Raw genomic sequence first — 19,035 nt, 5'->3', positions numbered from 1 at the left:
CTCGGCCGGGCGGGTTGCGCTCCCGCCGGTGCCTATCGCCTACGCCTGTGGTTCCGCCCCGGCCTTCGTCAACGCTGCCTCACTCTCAGGCGGGGGCGGGGCCACCGTGCCGCGTACCACGAGCGTCGCACGGATAACGATCTTGACGGGCGCGGGGTCGACGCCGTCGATGATGTCCACGAGCCTGCGGGCGGCGACCGACCCGAGCTGCTGCTTCGGTATGTGCATCGTCGTTAGGGGAGGATGAGTATGGCTGGCCACTTGTATGTCGTCGAACCCTATGACGGACACCTCATCTGGAACCCTCACCCCACGCTCGTGAAGCGCCTTCAACACGCCGAGAGCGGTCATGTCGTTGTCTGCGAATATGGCGCTTGGCGGCTGGGCGAGGTCCATGAGGCCGAGTGCCCCTTCGTAGCCGATCTGCGGCCCGTGCCTATCCACGGACTCCGCGAACACCGTCCACTTGCGATGGAACTCCATGCCGAACTCGCCCAGAGCTTTGACGTAGCCTGCATAGCGTTGAGCGAGCGATATGTGGGACTGCGGTCCTCCCACGAAACCGACTCGGCGGTGCCCGGAGCGATAAAGGTACTCTATCGCGCATCGGGCCGCGGCCTCGTTGTCTGATACGACGCAATCCACAGGCTCATCCGGAAGCTCATTGTCCACTAGAACCACCGGGATACCTTTCTCGCGGGCGATCCTCGCGACACGCGGGTGGACGTCGCACCCGACCAGCAACAGCCCTGCGAAGCCCGTCTCGCCCGTCTGGTCCGCCGCGAAGAAGTCGGCGTTGTCGCCGGCCCCGTCTATGCTCCTGAGGAAAACCCGCAAGCCCAGTCTCTGGAGGCTTTCCTCGATGCCAGCCACCACCGCCCCGTAGAAGGGGTCCGTCACCAGCGAGGATAGGCGCCTGTTGAACACTATGCCTATGTTTGCGCGGCCGCGCGGACCTGGGCCCGGACCTTGACCCGGGGTGGCTGTTGCGCCTTTTGGGCTCCGTGGGCCGGTGAGAATGACCCCACCCGGCGCAGCGCCAGCGTCTGCGTTGAGTGGCGCCCTGAGCTGCGCAGGCTCGGCCGCAACGTCGCCTGGCACGTGGTAGCCCAGTGATCGCGCGACGGCCAACACCCGCGCGCGAGTCGTCTCACTGATCCTACCTTCGCGGCGCAGCGCCCTCGATACGGTGGAGGGCGACACGCCCACCTGCCTTGCTATCTCGCGTATGGTTGTGTCCACTGGACCATCGTCTCCCTTGTCATGGTGCCTCTCGCGCGGCTCTTGTGCCCTCCGCTGCGGCCTTTGCGCCCCGGCGGGCCGCCCTCCCTGCCCGCCCGCACACGGGACCCACGCTTGGAGCGTCCCAGGACCGCATCGCGCGCTACCGGGGGCTAGCGGGCGCGGTGTTGCGCGACAGTGCGCAGATGTTGCTCATGCACTCATTTACTACTACGTGAGTTGCCGGATTCCTCCTATCAGAATGGATTTCCCTGACCTCCACGCCCGGGCGGAACGTGCGATTATACCGCGTGGAGCTGGGCAGGAACGCGCCAGCAGCCGCCTTGGCAGGTCAAGCATGCTCGTTGCGCAGAATTGCGCAACGAGCATGGGTAACGTGCGTGCCCGCACCCCGAGCCGAACCCTCAAGGATGGACGGGTTGTCCCGGTGGAGTCGGCTTCTGGTCGTTCCGCTGTCCCCGCGGACTCTCGAGGTTTGCTCGCCGTGGGTTTCGATGTAAAATGCGGTTGGGGCGATCGCAGGACGATCCAGCCCAGGTGTGACGCCTCTCAGAACGGGGTGGAGCCTCATGATCATAAGCGCGAGCCGAAGGACGGACATCCCGAAGTTCTTCGCGGAGTGGTTGATGGACCGGATTCGCGATGGGTACTGCAGGTGTCCCAACCCGTTCAACCCGAAACAAGTCTCTGTGGTATCGCTCCGGCCTGAGGACGTGGAGGTCATAGTCTTTTGGAGCAAGGACCCCGAGCCCATGCTCGCGCATTTGCAGGAGCTCGATACCAGGGGGTTTAGGTACTATTTCCACTTCACGGTGAACGGGTACCCATCGTTCTTGGAGCCAGGCGTGCCTCCTCTTGACAAGACGCTCGCTACGTTCGCGCGCCTTTCCGCGGCTGTTTCCCCCGAGAGGGTCATATGGCGCTACGACCCGATCGTGCTCACCAGCGTAACAGACGTTTCGTACCACGGGCGCCGGTTCAGGGAGATCGCCGACGCGTTGGCAGGCAAGACCAGGCGCGTCGTCATAAGCCTCCTCGACGACTATCGCGGCTCCAGCGCCCGTCTCAGACGGCTGGCTGCACGTGGGATACGTGTCGAACGAAGGGTCACCGCGGACGACCCGGCAACGGCAGACCTTCTCGCCGGCATGGCACGTGCTGCCCACGAGTCAGGCATGGAGATCACGAGCTGCGCCGAGGAGAACAGCTTGGAGAACCTGGGCATCAAGCCCGGACAGTGCATTGACGACGAGTACATCGCGCGCGTTTTCGGCATCCACGTTCAGGCCAGGAAGGACCCCGGCCAACGCGCAGCATGCGGGTGCGTCGTGAGCAGGGACATCGGGGTGTACGGCACGTGCCGTCACGGTTGTGTGTACTGCTATGCGATGTAAGCTGGGGTGTGGCTCCGCTTCGGGCGGGGGCTGGTGCTGGCCTTGGGGGTGTCGGAGCCGGCCTGCCCGTGTGGGCCCGTGCGTGTTCGGGCGGCCGCGGCATGCGGAACGTGGTGCCCGAGACATCTCTTTTTCATTGACTGGCAGATGCAGGGGACATATAGTAAATAATGAAAAGGGGGGAGACGAGCGTGGACGGCGATCCAGCTAGTACCCGGCCGAACGACACCCGGTGCTCAAGCCCGCTCATCGCACATGTCCTGAGCATCTAACTGTGGTGCCACGAGTTTTCGTTTCTTTTCTTGAGGGTGCCAGGGTTGCCGGCACTTGCACGACGGGTTGTGGGGAATTTGGCCAGGTCGCCCGCCAAATCCGCACGATTCGCGGCGCGGGCGTCCCATGCCCGGAGCGCAGGGCCGATACCCTTCGCCAAGACTGTGGGTCTGAAAAGTGACGCGAACTCCTGGCGATCTACGTAGCTTTTGCCTGCGAGAGCTACGGCCGACTCCTCAGGATGCTGCGCCCGCGGGCGCGTTCGAGGGCTCCGAACGTGGGAGCGCCTGGGCACGTTGCCGGGTTTCGAGGCCGTGATGCCACAGCGCCCCAGCGGTCCTGATTGCGGAGAGGGGCTTTTGCTTGTCCCCGCGTGATGTTACAGGGGTCCCGCGGACGCGACGATAAAACGCACGTGGTGCGTGACGTGACACACATTGCCGCCGTGGATGAAGGGCGAGGGGGGCGGACGCGAGCGTTACGCGCGAGGCCCCGACGAGGTTCGGAAGGCGAGTCGCACCGCGCGCAGCAAGGGGGAGTTCGGGTGATAGTTGCTTACAAGACGGTCGAAGAAGAGCTTGTGAAAACCGATGCCATCGGCGAAAAGGGCACCTGGGTGAGTCTTCTCAACCCGACCGAGGAGGAGATCCTCCGGGTCCACAAAGAGCTCGGCACAGTGCTGGATTTCCTGAGAGCCCCGTTGGACGAGGAGGAAAGGCCGCGCATCGAGTCGGAGGAGGGGCAGGTGCTGGTCCTCATAAACGTTCCGATCGCGTGCGGAAATGGCAACCCCGTTCTGTACGATACCATCCCGCTAGGCATCATCATCTCCGAAGACAACATCGTAACCGTCTGTCTCAAAGAGAACCTGGTTCTTACCGAGCTGGTCAGCGCGAAGCCGAGGGCGTTATATACCTTCAAAAGAACCCGGCTTCTCCTTCAGATCCTCTTCAAGACCGCCGGGCTTTACCTCAGATATCTGCGACAGATCGATAAGCAGACAAGCGAGATCGAAGCGAGGCTCCACTGGTCGATGAAGAACGAGGAGGTGGTGAAGCTCCTGAACCTGGAGAAGAGCCTCGTGTATTTCACCACGTCCCTCAAGTCCAACGAGATCGTCATGGAGAAGCTCCTCAGGGTGTACCTCGTGAAGACAGATTCGGCCGCCCAGTCCCCGGCCCGGGTTCTCAGAGCCTACCCCGAGGACGAGGACCTTCTCGAGGACGTCATAACCGAGAACAAGCAGGCCATCGAGATGGGCGACATATACACGAGCATCCTCACAGGCATGATGGACGCGTTCGCTTCGATGATCTCGAACAACCTAAACATCGTGATGAAGTTCCTTACCTCAGTAACGATAGTGCTTTCCATCCCGACCATAGTGGCGAGTTTCTACGGGATGAACGTGGCGCTTCCTTTTCAGAGGTCGCCCTACGCCTTCCTAGGCACGCTCGTGGTTTCGCTCGGCGCAAGCCTCGCGGCAGCGGTCCTCCTTGCAAGGAGACGGATGTTTTGATGGGCGCGGCGGAGGCGGACCGTGCCCGAAGTGTCGCCGTTTTCTGCCGCCGGGTCTCCACAAAATTACAGGACTATGGTATCATAGGGCCGATAGAAGACGGCTGGAACTACACCCATAGTGTGGAATGAGACGAGCGTTCAGCCACTTGAGATCCGCGGTACCGGGCGCACGTCCGAGGAGGACGTCCATGCAGGGGCAGGGGGTGAAGTCGAGAAGTGGACGCGGCCCGCGTGTGGTGTGGTGTGTGGCATCGTGTGGAGATGGCGCTTCGTAGCCCGGTTCTGGCGGTGGTCACGTCGGCGGCACTGGTGACGGCTGCGTGTATCGCAGGGCGTGAAGCCTCGCTGGTTTTGAGCTTGACCGCGGTCCTGGTCGGGTGCGTGCACGGGGGAGTGCGCGGCGGTCTCGTGTTCGCGGTGCTGACTGCCGCAGCGTCAGGCGGGTGCGCTCTTGCTAGGGATACCTGGCAAGCAGGCGCTTTTCTGTGGGACACCGCGCTCTTCGCGGTGGGCGCGCTTGTGTTCGGGAGCTTCGTCGATGCTGCGCACGGCCGCGCGGTGCCGGGTGGTGAGGAGTACCAGGCGCAGGGAGCGTACGAAGCGCTCGTGAACTTGATGCAGGAAGGCATGGTCCTCGTGGACCTCAATGAGAGCATCCTCTTCGCGAACAACGCCTTTGCGCAAATGCTCGGATATACCGCGGAGGAACTTATTGGCAAGAACCTTTCCGAGTTCACCTCGCCTGAGGAATACCGGGTATACAGAGAGAAGACGAAGTGGCGGAAGAAGGGCCGGTCAGATAGGTACGAGTCCAAGATGATAAGGAAAGACGGCGAGGTTGTTGACGTGCTGGTTTCCGGAACGCCGTTTGTCGGGTCGGATGGGGCGGTCAAGGGCACCATCGGGGTTTTCTGGGACATTACCGACCGTAAGAAGGAAGAGGAGAAACTGAAGTACCTGAGCATGCACGACGGGCTCACGGGCGTCTACAACCGGGCCTGCTTTGAGCATGAGATGAGGCGGCTTGACGCCGAGCGCTACCTCCCGGTCTCAATGATCATCTGCGACGTGGACAACCTCAAGCAAGTCAACGATGCGCACGGGCACGCGGCGGGCGATGCGGTCTTGAGACGCGCCGCTGAGATCGTGAAGGGTGCGGTGCGCGCCTCCGACATCGTGGCGAGGATCGGTGGCGATGAGTTCGCGGTGCTCCTCCCGAACACGGGCTCAAATGCGGCCAAGGCGATTCGCGAGCGCATTCGACAGCACGCGGCGGGTGCGGCCGATCTCCTGACCGGCCTCTCCCTCGGCGCGGCAACCAGGGAAACCATGGAGATGAGCATGTCTGAGCTTTTCAAGAGCGCTGACGACGCGATGTACAGCGCGAAACCGAGCCGCGCGCGTGCATGCGCGACGTGAGAGGCCGCATACGACACGGTGGTGCCGGGGGCGGGTGTGCGCCTTGTAGCCTCTCAGAGCTTGGCTCGGCTTCTAGAGTCCGCGGAGCCTCATGTCGGTTTCCTTAGTCCATCATCGAGGCAATGTAGATGAGCTGCTTTATTCCCGCGTAGATCGGCTCGATCTCGGCGACCTCATCGACCGAGTGGCCGTTCTGGCTCTTTGTTACGCCGAGCGCCACCGAGTAGATTCCCTTCGCGATGGACACATTGGAATCGCAAGCTCCGGACGCGCTGAAGCGCGGGTTCTCCACGCCCACAGCCTTGAGGGCCGCGGCAGCGGTCTGAGTGAGCTTATGGTTTTCAGCCCCGGGGAGCAGGCCCGCCGGGATGAGCGTGAGCGCTTCGATGGACACGTCTGCGCCGGTTGCCTTTGCCTGGTCGTTTATGACCGCGAGCACCTGGTCTCTCAGCTTGGCGAGCTCTTCGGCGGACTGCGACCTCATGTCCGCGGTGAACCATGTCTCACTCGCAATCGCGTTGGGCACGGTTCCGCCTCCAAGGGTCCCGATGTTCATGTAGCACTTTGGGTCCTCCTTGAGGGGGATTTCATACAGCTTGGAGATCGCAGCGGACAGTGACTTCGCGCCGCTGGGCTTGCCTGTGCTCGACAGCGTGTGCCCTCCAGGTACCTTGAAGGTAGCCTTGTACCATTCGATGCCCAGGGCGCCGTATGTGACGCCCCCGAACCCGCCGTCCACCGCCACCACGTAATCAGGGGTTATCCCGCTGTGCTCGAGGAAGTATCTCATCCCGTTCAGGCCGATCTCCTCTTCGACCGTCGCGAGGAAGATCACCTTGCACTTGGGGACGACGCCTGCGGCTCTCATAGCCTTGGCGGCGTACAGCATGCCCACTACCGAAGAGGTGTTATCGCCGGACCCCGGAGCGAAGATCTTGCCCTCTTTTACCTCGGGGTTGATCGGGGTGTCCTTGGAGAACACCGTGTCCATGTGGGCCGCGAATACGAGGACCGGTCCCCCGGAAGCCCCCGGATAGCTGCCCCACACGTTCCCTGCTTCGTCAGAAGCTATATCGGCGAGACCGATCTCCTGCATCTTGGCCTTCACCCAAGCGGCACGATCGTCCTCTTGCTTGGAAGGGGCGGGGATCTTGATGAGAGTGATCCAGTCGTTGAGAATGCTTTCCCTTTGCGAGTCTACGTAGGCAAACGCGTTGTCCAGCGGGCTTGCGGCCAGCACCGTGCTCGCCGCAAGGATCACGGCGACGATTCCTAGAAGTGCCCAGATTGTGCGGCGTCCACTACTCACCCTGCTCATCTGCTTCTCTACTCCCTTCCATTGCGCGTCTCTACCCGGCACCTCGCCGCACCCGGTTCTCCGTAGATCGCCGCAAGTCCGCGCCACTTCTCGGCGCCGAGGCCTCGCTCGAGGCTATCGGCCTTGCCCTTGCCGTCCGGGGACGGCGCGCCCGGGGCGCGGACCGTCCGAATCCGGCGCGCGATATGGCGGAACTCCAGGCGCCATATCATGCAAGACCGCTAACCCTAGCGCCCTCGATCAAGAATCAAGAAAAGCGGCGAGAACCCACAGCGTCCGTACTCGGGGTGCGGCCTCACACAAGCCTCCGGCGCACACCCTGCTACGCCCTACTTTTCCACGAGTATACCAAGGCATGTGTATCCTGTCAATCATGTTACAACGAGGCAGTAGCGTAAAGGTAGGATCTGTTGGCTGGTGTTGCAGGAACGTCTTGCGAGAACAACAACGCGTGGGTCGCGGCGCCAAGCCTCATGCCGCCCGCCGCAAAACCCGTAGGCGGGTGGTCCCTGGGCGAGACGGCGGTCGTTGTGCGCGTAAGTTGATTACGACGCGCGCCCGCGCCTGAGCACGCGCCCTGGTGTCGCTCCGGTGTGCTCGCCATGTGCAACGACGGGTGTGCCAGCCACGAACACCCAGTCAATGCCCATGGGATAACGGTGAGGATCAGCGTAAGTGGCCATATCGGCAACCTTATCCGGGTCAAAGAGCACGAGATCAGCGATCATCCCGGGGCGGATGATGCCTCGGTCGGGCAATCCGACTCGTGAGGCTGGAAGCGACGTCATCTTGCGCACCGCCTCCTCCAGCCGGAGGACGCCCCGTTCTCTCACGTATCGTGCCAGCACCCTCGGGAACGTTCCATAGCTTCTCGGGTGGGGCTTGCCTTTGCCTAGAGGACCATACGGCGCTCGTACCGAGGCGTCGCTTCCCACGCAAGACTCCGGCCACGCAAGCACGTAGGCGACGTCCTCCTCGCACATGCCGAACCGTACTGTCTGCACGGCCGCGCACTCGTCGACCAAGAGGTCCAGCGCAGCGGTGAAAGGGTCCTTCCCGGTCAATTCGGCAACCTGCAGAAGGCTCATTCCCTCGAAAACCCTGTTGCGCTCTCGTGTGACGGACGATATCACCGTCTTGTCCCAGCCGCGCTTTCGACCTTCCTCTTCCTCCACGATGGGACGGATCCTCTCTCGCACCGCCGGGTCCTTGAGCCTTTGCAAGGCCGCGTCAAGGCCGCCATCGAAGACCCACTGGGGCAGAATGACAGAGAGGGATGTGGAGGAAGCGGTGTAGGGGTAGACGTCACAGGCGACGTTCACCCCTCGTGCGCGAGCCTCGTCCATGAGGGCGATGGTCGTGCGCACCGTGCCCCAGTTCTGGACGCCCGAAGCCTTATGGTGCGATATCTCGACGGGCACCCGCGCTCTCTCACCGATGGCGATGGCCTCCTCGACCGCCTGAACCAGTCTGTCGTCTTCGTTGCGTATATGGCTTGCGTAGATGCCCCCTGCCTCACGGGCCACCCGCGCGAGTTCTACGAGCTCATCCGTGGAAGCATAGCACGACGGAGGATAGATGAGACCACTCGATATCCCCCATGCGCCCTCGTTCAGCGCCCGCGCGACAAGGGCTTTCATGCGGTCCAACTCCTCGCGGGACGGGCCGCGCTCGACACATCCCATCACCGCACGTCTCACCGTGCCGTGTCCTACTAGGGAGGCGATGTTCACGGCCGTGCCGGATCGCTCCACGTGCGTCAGGTACTCATCGAACGACCTCCAGCGCACGTCAATGCCCGAGTCTTCCAGATCCCGTCTCACATCGGCGAGCGCGCCGCCTTCCAGAGGCGCGAGGGAATACCCGCAATTGCCTATGACCTCGGATGTCACTCCCTGCCTGACCTTGCTCTCAGCACGCGGGTTCAGGAGGATAGTGTCGTCGGAGTGCGAGTGGATGTCGATGAACCCCGGAGCCAGTACGCGTCCCTCGGCGTCGACCACGCGAGCGCCGGGCGTCGCATCGAGGCGCCTCCCAACCCGGGCTATCCTGTCGCCGGCGACCTCGACATCGCCGAAGAACCAAGGAGAGCCAGTCCCGTCGACTATCCTCGCGCCTCGGATGAGGAGCGCACCGTCCCGCACCAGCCCCTACCTCCTCTCGAGCAGCTCCAACGCGACGTCAACCATGAGCGCGGCGCCGATGGCCATGGCGTCCTCGTCGAAATCGAACTTGGGGTGATGCGCCGGGTGGCACGCGCCTTTTTCAGGATTGCCCGCGCCTAACATGAACATGGCGCCAGGCACCTGCTCAAGGAAGTACGCGAAATCCTCTCCGCCCATGGAAGGCTCAACGTCCTCGATGACGCGTCTTTTGCCCAACATCTTCCTGGCGCTATCCGCCACAAGCGCCGCCACCCTCTCGTCGTTCACGAGCGGCGGGTATCCCGGCGAATATGCGCACTCGATCTCGGCGCCAGCGCTCCTGGCTATGCCCTCGAGCGTGCGCCGGATGACGTCGGGAACGGTCCTTCGCAATGTCGGGCTGAGCGTTCTGACCGTGCCGGTCATAGTGACCTGGTCCGCGATGACGTTGTGGCGGTACCCGCCGCAGATGGTTCCGATGGTGAGGACCAACGGGTCGACGGGGTTGACTTGACGGCTCACGACCGTCTGGAGCGCCATGATCGCTTGGGCCGCCACGACTATGGCGTCACAAGACCTGTGAGGCGCGGCGCCGTGGCCTCCCTCTCCTGTGACGGTGATGGTGATGCTGTCCGCTGCCGCCATCACGGGCCCGCCCTTGACAGCAATGACCCCGGTCGGGAGGTCAGGCCAAAGGTGGGCTGCCACAACGGCGCTGACGTCGGGGTTTGAGAGCACCCCGTCCCGTATCATCGGTGCCGCGCCGCCGGGGCCTTCCTCGGCGGGCTGGAATATCAGCTTGACGCATCCAGAGAACTCGCCCGCGAGGGACGCCAGGAGCTTGGCTGCTCCGAGCAGCATCGCCACGTGGCCGTCGTGACCACACGCGTGCATGACGCCGGGCACGCGCGACCTGTAGTCCACGTCCTTGCGATCGTCGATTGGCAGCGCATCCATGTCAGCTCGCAGCGCCACACAGTGCTCGGGGCCTGGGTCGCGGTCCCGGCTGGGGTCAGCCGAACTGGCGCTCGCCGCGCCACGCCCCCGGATCAACCCGACGACGCCCGTGCCTCCCACGCCCTCTTGGACGCCTATCCCGAGCTCGCACAGCTTTGACGCGACCATGCCGGCGGTGCGCCTTTCCTCGCCACCGAGCTCCGGGTTCATATGGAGGTCGCGGCGCACGGCGACCATCTGAGGCAAGAGCGCCCGCGCCATCTCGAGGAGCGCGCGTCCCTTGGGCCTTCCTCTAACACTCGTCATCGCCGACACTGCCCACCACCGCCTTTGCTCATTGCAGGGTCTCGCCCGCAAGCGTGATGGCTGCCCTCATCGCTTTGAAGACCGTGAGGTAATCCTCAGAGACGAACCTGATCGCCCTCGGCGCGATCCTCTCAACCCCAGGGATGAGCTCCGCTATGTCGGCCATACCAGTATTATTCATGTGGAGCTCCAGGCATACCGGCGGCCGCACTCGGAAGCACCCGACGGATCCCAAGCTCCCCAAGGCTTTTCGCGCGGCTTCCTTGATGACGGCCTGGGCCTTCTCTGGATGCAGAGACCTCGCCGCGTACCGCCCTATGCCTTGCTTCACGACCACTGTCACGACCCCGGGGATGAGGTCCCTGGCCTGGCTTGCTACCGCCGTATCGCCGCTCACCATGACGACGGGGACGCCAAAATACCCGGCTACAGCAGCGTTGATGCCGGTCTCGCCGAGCTCCATGCCGTTTATGATAGCCGCCGAGACGACGCGTCCCGCATAAGTGTGATCGAGGACGGCGTTCTGGGTGCCGCACGCCGCGTGGTACCCGATGAACATGGCGGCGTCGAATGAATCATCGATGCCTTCCATCATGCTCAGGGGCTTTGGAGTCCCGGATATGAGATAGGCATCCTTGTGCAGCCTCTCGGGGATTATGTTACGCATGGTGCCATGGGAGTCATTGACCACGATCTCGGTGGCTCCCGCCTCGATGGCTCCCGAGATCGCTGCATTCACCTCCTCGGTCATGAGAACGCGCGCCCGCTCGTGCTCCTTCCCATCTCTCATCGTGTGCTCCGCGTGTGTGACCCCGGCTATGCCCTCAAGGTCCGCGGAGATGTATACTTTCACCAGCCGTCACCTCCTGCTCCGGGCCGGCGAGTCCCGGTGCCGACGTCGCGCCGTGCGTGCGGCTCCGCCCGGCATGTCAGTCGGCGGGCGGGACGTTCCCGGCTCGCGGGCTCAATGATCCGACCTAAGTTTGAAGTCGGGGATAACGTTTCCGACGATCTCTCCGCGATGGTTGAACACATGTGGGTGATGGTGCCCGGCAAGCGCCTCGAGGTGGTGTGCGTGAAGGACGCCCATTTGCGCCAGGGCCTCGACCACCACTGGAGCGGACGCCCTCGCGTTCCCGTCCTCGACCTTAACGGCGACGCCCAGGCCTTGCCCCAGAATGCCCACGCAGTACACGCCCTCGGCCCCGCTCTTAGCCACCAGCCGGTCGCCAGCCACCTGCATCAGGGCGGTGGTGAATCGGCCCGTGCCCGCCACCATGTGGGGGTAGGCCCTCATGGCGTTGCATATGCGCCGTGCGGCGTCGGCGCGAGCGGTATCGGTCGCTGCGAGACGATCTGGGCTGGCGAGCGTCGCGAACGCCCTCGCCATGGCAGAAAGCGGCAACCCGAACACGGGCACCCCGCAGCCGTCCACTCCGATGACTATGTCGTCCTCTGGCAAGCCCGCGAAGACCGACACCTCGTGAAGCATCAGGCGCTGAACGGGATGGTCTTGTCGGAAGTAGCCCGCTGGAGGATAACCCATATGGACGGCTATGGCGAGCATGGCGGCGTGTTTGCCTGAGCAGTTGCAGTGGAGCTGCCACGGGCCTACGCCGCAGGCAACCAGCCTATCTGCCGAGGCCGCATCGAGAGGCGGGTGGACCCCACAGCTGAGCGCGTCGTCGGTGAGCCCGATTTTCCTCAGAATGCTGGCTACCGTCCGAATGTGCACGTCCTCGCCGCTATGGGATGCACACATGACTGCGATCTCCTGATCGTCGAATCCGAACCGGCCGGCCGCGCCCGTTTCGACCACGGGCACCGCCTGGATGGGCTTGGCGCAGGATCGCCAATACGTGAGTTTGTCTGGGTCCCCAAGCCAAAATAAAACGCGGCCCGCGTTGTCGGCAACCGCCACATCCACCCTGTGGACGCTTTCGACAATCGGCCCGCGCGTCACCTTGACTGCCGGCTCTGACAACGAAACCACCTTCCTCGGAGCTGTGTGAGGATCCACCGGATTCAACGCCTCGCGGCCGCTTCGGCCACGAACGCCGCGAATATCTCGAGCATAGCGGGATATCGGTCGGTCATGCACTCCGGGTGCCACTGCACGCCGACCACGAAGAGATCGTGGGCCGACTCTATCCCTTCAATCACTCCATCGGGGGAACGCGCTGAGACGACGAGCCCCGGCGCGACTTGCCGGACAGCCTGATGGTGAAAGGAGTTGACGAGAACCTCGCCTGCCCCGACCATTCCCGCCAGCTTCGAGTGGCGCTCCACGATGACCTTATGGCTCGCGTGGTAGCGCGGGGCTTCCTGCCTGTGCTTGATCGCGCCGTTGATTTGGGAGGGGATGTCCTGGTACAGCGTGCCGCCCATTGCGACGTTGAGAACCTGAATGCCCCGGCAGATCGCGAGGACCGGGGTGCCCGCCTGAATAGCGGCCTTCACGAGGGCAAGCTCGAACTGGTCGCGCTCTGGGTCGATATATCCGAGCTTCGGGTGGGGCCCCTCGCCGAAATGCGTTGGGTCGAGATCGGCTCCGCCCGAGAGTACCACGCCGTCAAGGGATTCGGCGAGACGCCGCGCGGACTCGCCGTCACCCGCGGGCAATATCACGACCTCGCTGCCGGCCTTGGTGAGGGCGTGAACGTAATCGTGGGGCAGCGTGTGTTTCCTCGTCTCGCCTGACTCGTTTGGGCTATAACTTGAACAAGTGACGCCAACAAGCGGCCGCAAGCCAGATCCATCTCCCCTGGCAGGCGCACGCGTGCGAAGCACCGCTTCACCGGAGGTTACAAACGTTAATATTCGCCCGTCCTGCGGAAAATCCTTCGGGCTAGCTCAAGCCCGGTCATATTCCGGCGAGACCGAGGCCGATCTCAAGGGCCCGGTCCACCCGGTCCATGGTCACGGGATCCAAATGAGAGACTTTCTCGATGAGCCTTCGGCGGTCTATGGTCCTCAGCTGTTCCAGGAGGATGACAGAATCCATGGGCAGTTTGCTCCTGGCTGAGGGCAGCTCGACGTGGGTAGGGAGGCGCGCCTTGTCGATGCGTGATGTGATAGCCGCCACGATCGTGGTGGGGCTGTACCGGTTTCCGATATCGTTTTGAAGGACGAGAACCGGCCTGGTGCCTCCTTGTTCCGAGCCTATGACGGGGTTGAGGTCCGCATAAAAGATGTCGCCGCGCTTAAGCTCCATCGGTTCCATTGCCCCGTGCCAGGACCTCCTCGTAGAGGGCAAGGGCTTCGTTTTCCGCGGCGACGGCCTCGGTGGCAAGCTCCAAGTTCAGGCTCGCCATCTTGCGGTAGCCCTCCTTCAGCCTCTCGCGGAGTTCCAGCCTGCGCTTTTCCTCGATGTAGCAGCGCATTGCTTCCCTGATGAACTCGCTCCGGTTTCGGTTCTCCCTCTTCGCGACGCCGTCAACTTCCTGCAAGAGGCTATCCGGCAGGGTGATCATTATCCTCTTGACCTGCTGGGCCACCGCAACCCCTCCGCTCTTCGGGCGCTACAGTATATATTACAGTCTGCACACAGATTATATACACGTCCAGGAAAAGCTGTCAACGACGGTTATGAGTCAGTCGCCGCGCAAGTCCTTGCGGTCGTTGTGGATTCTCGTCCAGCCCCTGTGGTATAATCTGCTTGAATTTGCGCGGCCGCCGGGGGGGTCGGCTGTTGACGGTATTCCAGACCTCGAGCCCGCACGAGACGAGGAAGCTGGGTGAGACCCTGGGGAGGCTTCTCGGCCCGGGCGACGTTGTTTGCCTCGAGGGCGAGCTTGGTGCGGGGAAAACCGTGTTCGTCCAGGGAATGGCTGCGGGAATGGGTGTTCGAGGTCGGGTTGCGAGCCCCACCTTCACTATTATTCACGAGCATCCCGGAAAGGTTCCCTTATATCATGTAGACGCCTACCGGCTGGAAGGGGTCGACGACGCCGGGACTGCCGGCATTGAGGAGTACCTCTACGGACGCGGCGCAGTGGCTATTGAGTGGCCCCAGAGGATCCAGGAGCTCTTGCCCGACGAAAGGCTCGACGTGGTCATCAGCGTGCCCGCCGACGCTGACGAAGGAGGCCGCATGCCGGATGGTGACAGTGACCCCGGCCCGCGGGAGATCGCGTTCCTGCCGCATGGCGAGAAGTTTCGCCGGATGGTCGAGGAGTTGAAAGCCCTTGCGCATCCTGGGCATTGATACATCTACATTCACAGGAGGCGTGGCACTCGTTGACGACGACGAGGTTGTCGCCGAATACAGCGCCGTTGTGACGCGGACGAACTCCGAGGGCGTCTGCGCCGTTTGCGGGAGGCTCCTCGCGGAGGCGGGATGGGTTGCTTCCGACCTCGATGCGGTCGCGGTGGCGATAGGCCCGGGATCCTTCACGGGCGTGCGGATCGGGGTGACCATGGCAAAAGTGCTGGCATACGCGCTGGACCTGCCGATCGGCACCGTCGTGACGCTTGACGCCATCGCAGCCAACCTCCCTTTCTCCGAAGCTCTGGTGTGCCCGCTCATCTCGGCCAGGCGCGATATCGTGTACACGGCTACTTATCGCATGCACGGCGCGTATCCGGAGCGGTTGAGCGACTACGAGGCGAAAGGCATCCGCGAGGTCCTGGAGGGGCTGCGCGCCGCGGCGGTTGCGCCGGAGGCTCACGCGGGGGGCCTTGCAGGGGGGCCTGCCAAGGTCCTCTTTGTGGGGGATGGTGCGAGGGTGCACAAGCAGGTTATACTTGAAAGCGCTGGCGACACATTCGCGCTCGGGCCCGACTGGTGCGTCGGGCCTCGTCCCGCCGTCGTCGCAGCCATGGGAAGGCTCGCGGTTAGTTCCGGTCGAGCGAGGAACGCTTTTGAGGTGGAGCCGTTTTATCTGGGGAGGTCCAGCGCTGAGACGGCGCAGCGCGGGGCCGTGTCGTGCGGGAGGCGTGCATAGCGTGGGCTTTGACTTTGAGATCAGCCAGATGCGGCAGAGCGATCTCGACGGCGTCATGAAGATCGAGAAGGCCTCTTTTCCGACCCCGTGGTCGCGGAACGCGTTCCTCTCGGAGATCTACGAGAACAGCAGGGCGTGTTACCTCGTGGCCAAACACAACGGCGAAGTCATAGGGTACGTCGGCATCTGGATCATCCTCGACGAGGGGCACGTCACCAACCTCGCGGTGCATCCTGATTACCGGCGCCGGGGTGTGGGTGAGGGCCTCATGAAGGCCATCATCGACTATGCCCGGTCCAAGGGCGCGAAGAGGATCACCCTCGAGGTGAGGGTGTCGAACCTGGGGGCTCAGAAGCTATACGAGAAGCTGGGGTTCGTGAGCGCCGGGATACGGCCTGGTTATTACCACGATAACGGCGAGGACGCCATCATAATGTGGAGAAATGAGCAGCCCCAGCGCGAGAGGCCTGTGAGGGACCACCATGGTCGGCGCTGACGGTGCGGCGTTTTGCGTGCTCGGGCTCGAGACAAGCTGTGACGAGACAGCGTGCGCAGTGCTGAGGGCAGACGGGTCGTGCGAGGCCTCTGGCCTGCGGCTTTTGTCGAACGTGGTGGCGTCCCAGGTGGACTTGCACAAGCGGTTCGGCGGCGTCGTGCCTGAGGTCGCCTCCCGGAGGCATGTGGAGACGATAATCCCCGTCATCGACCAGGCTCTCGGCGACGCGGGTCTTCGCCTGTCCGACGTAACCGCGGTCGCGGCAACACGCGGTCCCGGGCTTGTCGGCGCCATCCTGGTCGGGCTCTCGGCCGCAAAGGCCCTGGCGCTCGCCCGGCAGCTGCCGTTTGTTGCGGTGAACCACATCGAGGCGCACATGTACGCGAACTTCCTCGAACACCCCGACCTCCGTCCCCCCTTCGTCTGCCTTGTGGTGTCTGGTGGGCACACAGATCTCGTGTACCTTCGAGACCACGGGAGCTACGAAGTAATGGGCCGTACGCGGGACGACGCCGCGGGCGAAGCGTTCGACAAGGTCGCGAGGGTCCTCGGGCTGGGCTATCCCGGCGGTCCTGCGATCGACGCAGCGGCGCGGAGCGGCGACCCGGAGGCGGTCCGCTTTCCCAGGGCGTTCCTGGAAGAAGGATCGTACGACTTCAGCTTCAGCGGGCTCAAGACCGCCGTCCTGAACCACGTGAGAAAGGTGAGGACGGGCGTGGCCGACGTCGCCTCGAGTTTCCAGGAGGCCGTGGTGGGCGTCCTCGTGGAGAAGACAGTGCGGGCAGCGCTTGAAACGGGCGTCAAGATCGTGGCTCTCGCGGGTGGCGTAGCCGCCAATTCCAGGCTCAGAGAAAGGATGGCCGTCCGGGCGTCAGAAGCCGGCCTGCGGCTGGTTTTTCCGTCGCCCGGCCTGTGTACTGATAACGCCGCCATGGTGGCGTGCGCGGGGTATTTCCGGCTCATCAGAGGCAAGGAAAGCCCGCTGGACGTGCCCGCCATTCCCGACCTCGATCTGGAATCGTGAAATCAAGAAAGCTAGCGGGGAAAACGGAGAACGCGGTTCGTGTGGAGCACTTCGTGCGGGGCGCGGCAAGGCTGCGCGCCGCGGAAAGGCCTGTGGATAACCCTGTGGAACGTGTGGATAAAAGGCAGTATATGGCAAATAAGGTTATACTGCCCACTGATGATTATGCACAAGCGGTCCGAAATATGACTCGCTTCGGACGGAAGATGCGGTTTGACGCGGACGGAAGAGGGTGTTAGGGGTGGAGCACATGGGAGGCGGCGATATCGCCCCGGTCGGCCCGGGGCTGGGACGAGGAGGGGCCGCGGGGCCTCTGGGCCCGAGCCCGTTCGAGCCGTCGGAAAGACCAAGCTACTTTACATTCTGGCGCGTGCTTTTCGTTGTGGTCGTGGCTATTGCCGCGCTCGTGGTGACGTTATACGTGCTTTTGTCGTCGTGGCTTGCTCCGGAAGCTGCTTTCGGCGTTGACGACCGGCCCGTGAACGTCCTCATCCTCGGAACAGACAGGACCTATGACGAGCACGGGAACCCGATAGACGCGCCCGTGAGGGCGGACGTGATAATGCTGGCGTCAGTGAACCCCAAGGTCAACAGGGTATACCTGGTATCAATCCCAAGGGACACCAGGGCGCAGATCCCAGGGCACGGCACGAACAAGATAAACGCGTCGCACACGTACGGGGGGCAAGAGCTTACTCGCAGGACGGTGGAGAACCTCCTGGGCATGCCGATTGATCGCTACGTGGAAGTCGATTTCAGGGGGTTTCAACGCATCATCGACGCGCTGGGAGGGGTGGAGATCGATGTCGACAAGGACATGCACTACGTGGACAGGGCTGGCGGCCTCAAGGTAGACCTCAAAAAGGGCAGGCAGGTCCTGGACGGGGCGCAGGCGCTCGGATATGTGAGATTCCGCGCGGATGCCCTTGGGGATATCAACAGGGTGAAACGCCAGCAGACGCTTCTGAAGGCTGTGGCGCGGCAGGCTTTGAACGTGCGGAACCTGTCCAAGGCGCGCGAGATCCTGGGCATCTTGATGGAGCATGTCAGAACGGACATGTCCCAGCGGGACATGGCGTCCATCGCTTGGTTCTTCGTGAGGACCAGAGCCGAGATCGTGTCAGAGACGCTCCCCGGTGAGTTCTCCCCGTTGTACTGGGTTCCTGACCGGGAACGCGTCGACGAGCTTGTCAGGGCGCTGCAGGAGGGTTTCCCCGGGTGACGCGAGGAGGAAGCCGGAGGCAGAGGGAGAGGGAGGTATTTCTGGATGGTGCGCATCGACGTGGCTCTCGTGCCACAGGAAATCGAGGCAAGGAATCTCAACGGGATTACAGCGATAGTGATCGACGTTTTGAGAGCTAGCACTACCATCGCGTGCGCCATCTCAAACGGCTGCGACGAAGTCATTCCGACGACCTCGGTCGAGGAGGCCGTGGAGATCTCGCGCGCTTATGCGAGAGGTGATTATCTCCTTTGCGGAGAGCGAAAGGGGGAGAAGATCGAAGGCTTCGATCTCGGGAACTCGCCGCTCGAGTACACGGCGGACCGAGTCGCGGGAAAGAAGATCATCATCACCACCACTAACGGCACGGGTGCCATAAGGGCCGCGAAGGGCGCGGACGACGTAATCGTGGGGTCTTTCTGGAACATCTCCGCGGCGTGTGACCGGGCTGTGGCTCTCGGCAGGGACATCCTGATCGTGTGTGCCGGGGAGGGCAGGAGGTTTGCTCTGGAAGACGCGGTTTGCGCCGGCATGATGTGCGAGCGGATAGCGTCTATGGTCGCGGTGGACGAGTCTGACGGTTGCGTCGCCGCCCGTCGACTGTATGCCTCCTTCCGCGGCGGCCTCGAAGCGGCTGTAGCAAGTTCGGAGCACGCCAGGTATCTTGCCCGGATCGGTTTCGGTGACGACGTTGCGGCGGCCGTGCAGGCCGACAGGGTTGGCGTGGTGCCGGTGCTTCGCGAGGGACACATCGTTCGCAGGGCTGAATAGCG

18 protein-coding genes are annotated in these 19,035 nt (G+C 63.1%); 9 read left to right on the top strand and 9 right to left on the bottom strand.

Going from position 1 to position 19,035, the window contains the following annotated elements; all coding sequences use genetic code 11:
- Positions 1–39 precede the first annotated feature (39 nt).
- On the bottom strand, positions 40–1,242 hold the full coding sequence (locus GX515_05690) for a LacI family transcriptional regulator (GenBank protein HHY32510.1): 1,203 nt from the start codon (positions 1,240–1,242) through the stop codon (positions 40–42).
- A gap of 539 nt (positions 1,243–1,781) precedes the next feature.
- Here GX515_05690 and GX515_05685 point away from each other — a divergent pair.
- From GX515_05685 to GX515_05675, 3 genes are all read left to right on the top strand, one after another.
- Complete coding sequence (locus GX515_05685) at positions 1,782–2,636, top strand: DUF1848 domain-containing protein (protein ID HHY32509.1); 855 nt, start codon at positions 1,782–1,784, stop codon at positions 2,634–2,636.
- Positions 2,637–3,285: 649 nt separating this feature from the next.
- Entirely contained in the window at positions 3,286–4,428 is a 1,143-nt protein-coding gene (locus GX515_05680; GenBank protein ID HHY32508.1) for a magnesium transporter CorA family protein, read from the top strand.
- A gap of 233 nt (positions 4,429–4,661) precedes the next feature.
- Positions 4,662–5,849: a diguanylate cyclase gene (locus GX515_05675; protein ID HHY32507.1), complete on the top strand. Its 1,188-nt coding sequence runs from the start codon at positions 4,662–4,664 to the stop codon at positions 5,847–5,849.
- A gap of 103 nt (positions 5,850–5,952) precedes the next feature.
- Here the strand turns inward: GX515_05675 and GX515_05670 are convergent, their stop codons facing one another.
- The 8 genes from GX515_05670 to GX515_05635 form a co-directional block, all read right to left on the bottom strand.
- Positions 5,953–7,167 (bottom strand): M20/M25/M40 family metallo-hydrolase, encoded by a 1,215-nt coding sequence (locus GX515_05670; protein HHY32506.1) that lies wholly within the window; start codon positions 7,165–7,167, stop codon positions 5,953–5,955.
- A gap of 545 nt (positions 7,168–7,712) precedes the next feature.
- Positions 7,713–9,311: a D-aminoacylase gene (locus tag GX515_05665; protein HHY32505.1), complete on the bottom strand. Its 1,599-nt coding sequence runs from the start codon at positions 9,309–9,311 to the stop codon at positions 7,713–7,715.
- 6 nt (positions 9,312–9,317) lie between these two features.
- Positions 9,318–10,529, bottom strand: coding sequence for an amidohydrolase (locus tag GX515_05660; GenBank protein HHY32504.1), 1,212 nt, complete (start codon positions 10,527–10,529; stop codon positions 9,318–9,320).
- A 73-nt stretch (positions 10,530–10,602) separates the two neighbouring features.
- The gene (locus GX515_05655; GenBank protein ID HHY32503.1) at positions 10,603–11,427 is read right to left on the bottom strand and encodes a M55 family metallopeptidase; all 825 of its coding nucleotides are present in this window, start codon (positions 11,425–11,427) and stop codon (positions 10,603–10,605) included.
- Between the two features lie 111 nt (positions 11,428–11,538).
- Positions 11,539–12,558 (bottom strand): asparaginase, encoded by a 1,020-nt coding sequence (locus GX515_05650; protein ID HHY32502.1) that lies wholly within the window; start codon positions 12,556–12,558, stop codon positions 11,539–11,541.
- 41 nt (positions 12,559–12,599) lie between these two features.
- Positions 12,600–13,322 (bottom strand): gamma-glutamyl-gamma-aminobutyrate hydrolase family protein, encoded by a 723-nt coding sequence (locus GX515_05645; GenBank protein ID HHY32501.1) that lies wholly within the window; start codon positions 13,320–13,322, stop codon positions 12,600–12,602.
- Positions 13,323–13,437: 115 nt separating this feature from the next.
- The gene (locus GX515_05640) at positions 13,438–13,788 is read right to left on the bottom strand and encodes a type II toxin-antitoxin system PemK/MazF family toxin (GenBank protein HHY32500.1); all 351 of its coding nucleotides are present in this window, start codon (positions 13,786–13,788) and stop codon (positions 13,438–13,440) included.
- Positions 13,778–14,047: a ribbon-helix-helix protein, CopG family gene (locus GX515_05635; GenBank protein ID HHY32499.1), complete on the bottom strand. Its 270-nt coding sequence runs from the start codon at positions 14,045–14,047 to the stop codon at positions 13,778–13,780. The genes GX515_05640 and GX515_05635 overlap by 11 nt, the downstream gene beginning before the upstream one ends.
- A gap of 218 nt (positions 14,048–14,265) precedes the next feature.
- On the opposite strand from GX515_05635, the gene tsaE reads away from it, so the two are divergent.
- From tsaE to GX515_05605, 6 genes are all read left to right on the top strand, one after another.
- Positions 14,266–14,781 (top strand): tRNA (adenosine(37)-N6)-threonylcarbamoyltransferase complex ATPase subunit type 1 TsaE, encoded by a 516-nt coding sequence (tsaE, locus tag GX515_05630; GenBank protein HHY32498.1) that lies wholly within the window; start codon positions 14,266–14,268, stop codon positions 14,779–14,781.
- Between the two features lie 22 nt (positions 14,782–14,803).
- Positions 14,804–15,520 (top strand): tRNA (adenosine(37)-N6)-threonylcarbamoyltransferase complex dimerization subunit type 1 TsaB, encoded by a 717-nt coding sequence (tsaB, locus tag GX515_05625; protein ID HHY32497.1) that lies wholly within the window; start codon positions 14,804–14,806, stop codon positions 15,518–15,520.
- Positions 15,521–15,548: 28 nt separating this feature from the next.
- Positions 15,549–16,016 carry a ribosomal protein S18-alanine N-acetyltransferase gene (gene rimI / locus GX515_05620; protein ID HHY32496.1) on the top strand — a complete coding sequence of 156 codons (468 nt, stop codon included), beginning with the start codon at positions 15,549–15,551 and terminating at the stop codon, positions 16,014–16,016.
- Positions 16,003–17,040 (top strand): tRNA (adenosine(37)-N6)-threonylcarbamoyltransferase complex transferase subunit TsaD, encoded by a 1,038-nt coding sequence (tsaD, locus tag GX515_05615; GenBank protein HHY32495.1) that lies wholly within the window; start codon positions 16,003–16,005, stop codon positions 17,038–17,040. The genes rimI and tsaD overlap by 14 nt, the downstream gene beginning before the upstream one ends.
- A gap of 241 nt (positions 17,041–17,281) precedes the next feature.
- Positions 17,282–18,262, top strand: a complete 981-nt coding sequence (locus GX515_05610; GenBank protein HHY32494.1) for an LCP family protein — start codon at positions 17,282–17,284, stop codon at positions 18,260–18,262.
- 45 nt (positions 18,263–18,307) lie between these two features.
- Entirely contained in the window at positions 18,308–19,033 is a 726-nt protein-coding gene (locus tag GX515_05605; protein ID HHY32493.1) for a 2-phosphosulfolactate phosphatase, read from the top strand.
- Positions 19,034–19,035: the final 2 nt, after the last annotated feature.

The sequence above is a fragment of the Bacillota bacterium genome, assembly GCA_012842395.1.
GTDB lineage: Bacteria > Bacillota > SHA-98 > UBA4971 > UBA4971 > UBA6256.
Note: the sequence above shows the minus strand (reverse complement) of the source record. Positions and strands in the feature narration are given on the sequence as shown.